This is a genomic window from Nitrobacter sp. 62-13 (genome assembly GCF_001896955.1).
In the GTDB taxonomy this organism is placed as follows: Bacteria; Pseudomonadota; Alphaproteobacteria; order Rhizobiales; family Xanthobacteraceae; genus Nitrobacter.
In genome coordinates this window covers 1687-9579 of record NZ_MKRN01000196.1, presented here as the reverse complement: position 1 = coordinate 9579, position 7893 = coordinate 1687, and the positions used below count along the sequence as shown (strand labels likewise).

Genomic DNA, 7893 nt, shown 5'->3' with positions numbered 1-7893 from the left:
GGCGGCTGCGAAGTCATTATTCTGAATGGCATCGGCTTAAATGACATTTTCGCTGGGTCCACGAGCCACATCATCAGGCTACCGGCTCGCGGCCTTCGACAGTATCGGCTCGACCAACGCCGAAGCGCTGATGCGTGCGCGAGCCGGCGAGACCGGTCCGATCTGGCTGGTGACGAAGGCGCAGACAGCGGGGCGGGGGCGCAGGCAGCGCGCCTGGGTTGCCCCCTATGGCAATCTGGCCAGCAGCATTCTCGAGGTCATCGACACGTCGCCCGGCGTGGCGGCGACCCTGAGCTTTGCGGCGGGACTGGCGCTCGAATCTGCGCTGAAAGCCGTCAGCCTCGAGGCGTGCGTGAGATCCTCGGGTTCCGACGACGTGACGTTTAGGTTGAAATGGCCGAACGATGTGCTGGCAGGCGGCAGGAAACTTGCGGGCATCCTGCTGGAGGCCGAGACCGTCGCACATGACCGTCTGGCCGTCGTCGTCGGCATCGGCGTCAATGTCGCCGCCGCACCCGACGGAATGCCGAATGCTGCGGTGTCGCTGCGCGACCTCGGCATCGACATCGGGGCCGAGGATGTGTTCCGCGCGCTGAGCGAGGCCTGGGTGGAGTTCCGCGACGTCTGGGACCAAGGGCGTGGCTTTCGCAGTCTCAGGCGTCTGTGGCTCGATCGGGCCGCTGGGGTCGGTCAGACTGTTTCGGTTCAGTCCGGCGCGTCCACGATATCCGGCCGCTTCGATACCCTCGACGACGACGGCTGCTTGATCGTCATGACCTCCGACGGCAAGCGCGTGGCTGTCTCCGCCGGCGACGTGTATTTCGGTACAGCGGCATCGATCGGAGCAACATGATAGCGCGGCCCGATGAACTGATGTTCGCTCCGCTCGGCGGCGTGGGCGAGATCGGCATGAACCTGTCGATCTACGGGCTCGGCAACCGCCATCAGCGAAGCTGGCTCGCGGTCGATCTCGGTGTGTCCTTCGGCGATGAGGAACATCTGCCGGGCATCGATCTCATCATGCCGGACATTCGCTTTCTCGAAAGCGAGCGGAAGAACCTCGTGGGTCTCGTGCTCACTCACGCCCATGAGGATCACTTCGGCGCGATCATCGATTTGTGGCCGCGCCTGAAATGCCCGATCTACGCCACGAAATTCAGCGCGGCGCTGTTCGAGGCCAAATGCGCGGCGGAACGCAATCCGCCGGAGATTCCGGTGACCGTGGTGCCTTCCGGCGGCCGGATCGATATCGGTCCCTTTGGCGTCGAATTCATTCCCGTGGCGCATTCGATTCCGGAATCCCATGCGCTTGCGATTCATACGGCGTCGGGAATCGTCTTGCATACCGGCGACTGGAAGATCGATCCGACCCCGCTCGTTGGTCTGCCGACCGACGAGCGGCGGCTTCGCGAACTCGGCGACGAGGGCGTGCTGGCGCTGGTCGGCGATTCCACCAATGCGGTGCGCGACGGGCGCTCGCCCTCCGAAACCGAAGTCGCCGGCACGATCGCAAAATTGGTGAAGGCAGCCAAAGGCCGCGTCGCGGTGACGACGTTCGCATCCAACGTCGGGCGGCTGCGCGCGGTGGCTGACGCCGCGCGCCGAGCGGGACGGGAGGTCGTGGTGGTCGGCCGCGCCATGGAACGCGTGGTGCAGGTCGCACGCGAGACCGGACATCTGGACGGGATGCAGGAGTTCCGTAGCGCCGATGTATACGGTCATCTTCCGCCGGACAAGGTGCTGGCGGTGTGCACGGGCAGCCAGGGCGAACCTCGTGCAGCTCTCGCGCGCATCGCCAGGGATGACCATCCGCAGGTGACGCTGAACCGTGGCGACACCGTGATCTTTTCCTCGCGCACCATTCCCGGCAACGAGAAAGCTGTCGGCGCGATCATCAATGGTCTCGTGGCTCAGGGTATCGAGGTCATTACCGATCGCACCGAACTGGTTCATGTTTCCGGCCATCCGCGCCGCGACGAATTGCGGGACCTGATCGCGTGGGTTCGTCCGCAGGTTCTGATCCCCGTGCACGGCGAGGCTTTGCATCTCTCCGAACATGCGCGGTTGGCGCGCGCCGTGGGCGTTCCGAAAGTCCTGGTCTGCAAGAACGGCGATCTGGTCCGGCTTGGACCCGGAGAACCCGGCATCATCGATGAGCTGCCGGCGGGACGGTTCTACAAGGATGGCTCCATTCTTGAGGATTCAAAATCGCGCGCGGTCATCGAACGGCGGCGCATGGCATTTGCCGGCTGCGTGTTCGTGGCGCTCGTCGTTACCGACAAGGGCGAACTGATTGACGATCCCGAGATCGATCTCGTCGGCGTCCCGGAAAAGAATCCCGCGGGCGAACTGCTCGACGATATTGTTTTCGAAACCGTGATCTCGACGGTGAAGTCGTTGCCGCGAGGGCAGCGGCGCGATCCGGATTCGATGGCCGAGTCGTTGCGCCGCGCCGTGCGGGCAACGATTGCGGAAGAGTGGGGCAAGAAGCCGCTCTGCTATGTTCACGTTCTGGTGAGCTAGTCTCGTGAGTTTGATGCACCCCTTGACTGCGGACGTTGGACGTTGGACGTGAATGTCTGTCTTGCCCGCGCAGGCGTCGCGAGTTGGAATTCAATCATCGAACATTGCAGGACGTGATGCTGGGCCGGCTCAATCATGTAGCGATCGCGGTCAGGGACGCTGAAAAGGCTGCGAAGATCTACGGCGCCGCTTTCGGCGCGGAGATTTCTGCGGCCGTGCCGCTGCCGGAGCATGGAGTGATCACCGTGTTTGCGGCGCTGCCAAACACCAAGATCGAGTTCATCCAGCCGCTCGGCGATGCTTCCCCGATCGCGAGATTTGTTGAACGCAACGCCGATGGCGGTATCCACCATATATGCTATGAGGTACCGGATATCGTCGCGACTCGTGATCTTCTGATATCGGAAGGCGCACGCGTTCTCGGCGACGGTGAGCCGAAGATCGGTGCGCACGGCAAGCCGGTGCTTTTCTTCCATCCGAAAGATTTTTCCGGCGCGCTTGTCGAGATCGAGCAGTCCTGATGGCTTCCGTAATCTTCTCCGGTTTTGCTATTTACTTCGTGTTCTGGTGGATCACGCTGTTTCTGATGCTGCCGTTCGGCGTCCGAAGCCAGCATGAAGACGGTGACCATGCTCCGGGCACCGATCCCGGAGCCCCGGTGATGGCGTTGATGCGCCGCAAAATGATCTGGACCACGATCGTTTCGTTGGTCCTTTATGGCGCTGCGACATGGGCGTATTATTCGGGTTTGCTCAATGTCACCCGGCTGTCGCGGCTGATGGGCTTCCCGGGTTAGATTGCCGACGGCTCCCGTTCGTCTCAATTCCGGGCGGTGCAAATCCGTGGAGTGCAAATTCCGGGGAGTGCAGGAGAGGGGCCGCGGACACTCGCGCCTCCCTGCCGCCTTCCGTCAGAGCATCTGAGCGCGATCGGCCCGCACCCGACCTCGAAGACTGATCTTCAAAAAATAAAGAGCAGGACCAAAGCCCTACTCTCAAAATTGTATCGACCCTGTTTTCCCCTACAGTCGGCTTTATCGTTCCTTGGCGGGGCGGCGCTGTTTGGATGCGCCAGGGTTCCTCCCGAGACTTGGACCACCAGACTGATACCTTGCGCAGGTAGTCTGAAGCCGACGGTAGCCGATCCTTTCACGCCTGTCACGGTTCTCGACAATGATTTTTCGAGGTTCGGCTTCCCCCTAGAGTCTTCCACCCGTTTCCTGGAAACGGGTGACTCTAGGTTCTTGATTTGACGCGTTTTCTTCACGCGAACCGGATTCCACTTCGCTCGAAAACGCTATAGGCAATTGCTTCGTTCTATTCGCCCTTGCTCCTCGACCGGTCTGTTCGCGCAACCCGGTTGGGAAATCCGGCTCGACAACCCTGGTCGGGCCATGGTAGCTCTCGGCCCGAAAGGCTGGGGACCCATGCGACGGCGGCTGGGAAAGTTTCTTCCAATCGTCATGATTGCGATGCTGGTGCAGATTTTTGCACCGGTTGCGGCTTGTCTCGCATTCAGCAACGCGGCGGCCGATCCGCTGGCGGGGGCGATCTGCTCCCATGCTGCCGATGCCGCCTTGTCGCAAGATGGTCAGACAGACCAGCAGCAGGGGCAAGCCAACTGCTGTACGTTATGCGGCGCGGTTCATTCCGCAACCCCGATCCCTGACCCGCAAGGCTCTGTCGTCAAGGTTGGGCGCGAGGTCAACGCGGTCATCTGGCGCGAATTGAGCTTCGTGCCGCCGTCCTCCGCGGCAGGCTCCAACGCGCAGGCCCGCGGCCCTCCCGGAATTTCCTGATTTAGTAAATTTTGAATGATTGCTGCGATGACATCGTAGTGATCCGATCTTTCGAACGCTCCGGCGATTGTCCGGTATCAGGAATATATCATGTTCAACCACCTCGCCCTCGGCGGAGGTAGCGCGCTTTGCGGCGCGCTCGCGACGATAGTTGTGATCGTATCGCCTTCCACTGCTCTCGCGCAGTCCAGTTCCGGCGTCACCTTGCCGACGGTAACGGTCACGGCGCCCCACTCCAACCGCCTCGCGCCGAAGCGCGCGACGCGCAGCGCAGCCCGGTCAAATCAGGCGCCGCGCCGTCTCGCTGCGCGTCATGCGCCGGCGCCGTCGCAGGTCGCTGTTCCGGCGGCTGTCCCCGCATCGTTGACCGTCGCGACCGCGCAGCAGGCGCTGCGGGAAATCCAGCAGACGCCGGGCGGCGTCGCGCTGGTGACGGCCGACGCCTACAAGAACTCGACGGTCGCCAACACCATCAAGGATATTCTGGACTATGTGCCGGGCGTCTTCGCTCAGCCGAAATGGGGCGACGACACCCGGCTGTCGATCCGCGGTTCGAGTCTGTCGCGCAACTTCCACTTGCGAGGTGTGCAGCTCTATATGGACGGAATCCCGATCAACACCGCCGACGGCTACGGTGATTTTCAGGAAATCGACCCGACCGCCTACAAATACGTCGAGGTGTTCAAGGGCGGCAATGCGCTGCGCTTCGGCGCCAATTCGCTCGGCGGCGCTATCAATTTCGTGACGCCGTCCGGCCGCGATCCGTTCGTCAACGGCGTCAGCGTCGACGCCGGCGCATTCGGGTTTCGGCGGCTTCAAGCCAATACCGGTGGCAGCAACGGCCCGTGGGATGGTTTCCTCACCGCGTCGACCCAGGCGAGCGACGGCTTCCGCGACCACAGTAACGGTCATTCGACGCGCGTGAGCGGCAATGTCGGCTATCAGTTCTCGCCGGATTTCGAAACGCGGTTTTACATCAACGCCAATGACGTGCGGCAACGCATTCCCGGCACCGTCAGCAAGGATTCGGCGCTGACGTCGCCCCAGACCGCCGCCGCCGGCAACATCGCACTCGACCAGCAGCGTAACATCGACACCGTGCGGTTAGGCAACAAGACCACGGTGCGGTTCGACGACACGACCGTCGAGTTCGGCGCGTTCGGGGTCGACCGGCACCTGATGCACCCGATCTTCCAATGGCTGGATTATCACTATTTGGATTATGGCGGGTTTGCGCGGGTGACCGATGACCGAAATATCGGAGGCTTCCGTAATCGCCTGGTGGCGGGCGTCAATCTGCTTGACGGCAGCATCGACAATAAACAGTTCGCTAACCTCGCAGGCCAGAAAGGCGCGCTGCTGTCGTCCTCGATCGATCGCTCGCAGAACACCTCGGTCTATGTCGAGGATTCGTTCTATTTCCTGCCCACCGTCGCCGCGGTCGCCGGCACGCAGTTCCTCTACGCTACGCGTGACCGGCGGGATCGCTTCCTGAGCGACGGCGATCAATCGGGCCGAACCGAGTTCAACCTCTGGAGCCCGAAGGGCGGGTTGCTATGGCAGATCGATCCGACCTGGCAGGCCTTCGCCAATGTCTCGCGCAGCGCCGAGGTGCCGAGCTTCGGCGAGAGTGCGAATGGCCCCGGCATTCCCACGATTCCGTTCACCAGCATTCGCGCGCAAACCGCGACGACCTATGAGATCGGCACCCGCGGCCACAGGCCGGATGCCACATGGGAGTTGACATACTACCGAGCGCAGATCCGGAACGAACTGCTCTGTCTCTACAGCGCGTTCGGCAACTGCAACGTCACCAACGCCGACCGCACGATGCATCAGGGCATCGAGGCCGGCGCGGGCGCCGCGATCTTCCGCAATCTGTTCGTGCGTGGCGATAGACCCGACAAGCTCTGGCTCAACGTCGCCTACACCTTTAATGATTTCCGTTTCGACAACGATGCATCGTTCGGCAACAACCTGTTGCCGGGCGCGCCGCGCCACTTCGTTCGCGCCGAGCTGCTCTACAAGCATCCCAACGGATTCTATGTCGGCCCGAACCTCGAATGGGTGCCGCAGGGCTACTATGCCGATAGCGCCAATACGCTGAGCACAGATGCTTACGCGATCTACGGGCTGAAGGCGGGCTTCGACGACGGTGGCAGGTATTCCGGCTATATCGAGGCCCGCAACCTCGCCAACAAAGCGTATATCGCGTCGGCGGCGATCATCGACCGCGCCAACGCCAATTCACCATTGTTTGAACCCGGCACCGGGCGAGCGGTCTATGCTGGATTCAAAGTCCGATGGTGAGCATGTCAGTCACTGTGCGCGCTCGCTGTCATGATCCCGCCTGGCGTTCATGGCGGAACCTTTCTACAGCGGCAGAACCAAAAATGGAGAATGTCATGAAATCATCGTTGATGCTTCGCGGCATGCTAGGTGCGTTCGCGATCGCCGCGCTTGGGCTGGTTACGCCGGTCCACGCCGAGTCCGTCAAGGCCGGCGATCTGGTCATCTCGCAGCCGTGGACCCGTGCCACGGCCGGCGGCGCCAAGGTCGGCGGCGGCTATCTCACCATCGAGAACAAGGGCGCGACCGCCGACAAGCTTGTCGGCGGCTCGACGGAGGCGGCCGCCAAGCTCGAGGTTCATCAGATGAGCACGACCAACGGCGTGATGAAAATGCATCCGGTTGAAGGTGGCCTCGTCATCAAGCCTGGCAAGACCGTCAAGCTGGCGCCGGGCGGCTATCACCTGATGCTGGTCGATCTCAAGCATCCGTTCAAACAAGGTGAGAAGGTGCCGGTGACGCTCGAATTCGAAAAAGCGGGCAAGGTCGACGTCACGCTCGATGTGCAGGGTATTGGCGCGCGGGCGCCGAGCACGGCGGCCGGCGGAGCGATGATGAATCATCAGCATGACGGTCATATGAAGTGATGCGCGCGGTACGATTGTGGATCGGTTCGGCCATTGCGGCGGCTGCCGCAGTGGCCTCGTGCAACACGGCGCTGGCCCATGTCACGGTCCAGCCCGCGGACGCGCCTGCAAACAGTTATGCGCATCTCGTCTTTACCGTGCCGCACGGTTGCAATGGCAGTGCGACGACGGCGCTGCGGATCAAATTGCCGGACGGAATCCTGTCGGCGAAACCGCAGATGAAGCCGGGCTGGAAAGTCGAAATCAAAAGCAGAAAGCTCGATGCGCCGGTGCCGGGGCCGCACGGCAAATCCGTCACCGAGGTTGTCGACGAGGTCGCATGGCACGGCGGTCCGTTGCCGGATAACCTCTACGACACGTTTGGCCTGATCGTGCGACTTCCGGACAAGGCTGGACAGAGCCTTTATTTTCCTGCCGTGCAGGAATGCGAGCAGGGCGTCGAGCGCTGGATTGAAATCCCGTCCGCCGGGCAGGACACCGACAAGCTGCGTACGCCTGCGCCTGTGGTTCGCCTGAAGGCCAGCCACTGAGGAGCGCGTCCGTGAGACGTTCGGCGCTGGCGGTATGCTGCTGGCTGCTGGCTGTGGTGATGCTGCCTTCGGCGGCCTTCGCCCACGCCAGCCTCATCGCCAGCAG

Annotated in this window: 8 protein-coding genes; all 8 read left to right on the top strand. The window is 62.2% G+C overall.

Annotated elements, in window-relative coordinates; genetic code table 11:
• Window positions 1-40: 40 nt before the first annotated feature.
• The 8 genes from BGN91_RS15025 (at window position 41) to BGN91_RS14990 (ending at window position 7787) form a co-directional block, all read left to right on the top strand.
• The gene (locus BGN91_RS15025; protein ID WP_292614490.1) at window positions 41-853 is read left to right on the top strand and encodes a biotin--[acetyl-CoA-carboxylase] ligase; all 813 of its coding nucleotides are present in this window, start codon (window positions 41-43) and stop codon (window positions 851-853) included.
• Complete coding sequence (locus BGN91_RS15020) at window positions 853-2523, top strand: ribonuclease J (protein WP_292614494.1); 1671 nt, start codon at window positions 853-855, stop codon at window positions 2521-2523. Before BGN91_RS15025 ends, BGN91_RS15020 begins: the two co-directional genes overlap by 1 nt.
• 116 nt (window positions 2524-2639) lie before the next feature.
• Window positions 2640-3044, top strand: a complete 405-nt coding sequence (gene mce / locus BGN91_RS15015) for a methylmalonyl-CoA epimerase (protein WP_292614492.1) — start codon at window positions 2640-2642, stop codon at window positions 3042-3044.
• Window positions 3044-3319 (top strand): DUF1467 family protein, encoded by a 276-nt coding sequence (locus BGN91_RS15010; protein ID WP_292614488.1) that lies wholly within the window; start codon window positions 3044-3046, stop codon window positions 3317-3319. Before mce ends, BGN91_RS15010 begins: the two co-directional genes overlap by 1 nt.
• Window positions 3320-3949: 630 nt before the next feature.
• Entirely contained in the window at window positions 3950-4321 is a 372-nt protein-coding gene (locus BGN91_RS15005) for a DUF2946 family protein (RefSeq protein ID WP_292614486.1), read from the top strand.
• 90 nt (window positions 4322-4411) lie between these two features.
• Window positions 4412-6631: a TonB-dependent receptor gene (locus BGN91_RS15000; protein ID WP_292614484.1), complete on the top strand. Its 2220-nt coding sequence runs from the start codon at window positions 4412-4414 to the stop codon at window positions 6629-6631.
• A 95-nt stretch (window positions 6632-6726) separates the two neighbouring features.
• Window positions 6727-7257, top strand: a complete 531-nt coding sequence (locus BGN91_RS14995; RefSeq protein ID WP_292614482.1) for a copper chaperone PCu(A)C — start codon at window positions 6727-6729, stop codon at window positions 7255-7257.
• The gene (locus BGN91_RS14990; protein WP_292614480.1) at window positions 7257-7787 is read left to right on the top strand and encodes a YcnI family protein; all 531 of its coding nucleotides are present in this window, start codon (window positions 7257-7259) and stop codon (window positions 7785-7787) included. The genes BGN91_RS14995 and BGN91_RS14990 overlap by 1 nt, the downstream gene beginning before the upstream one ends.
• Window positions 7788-7893 lie beyond the last annotated feature (106 nt).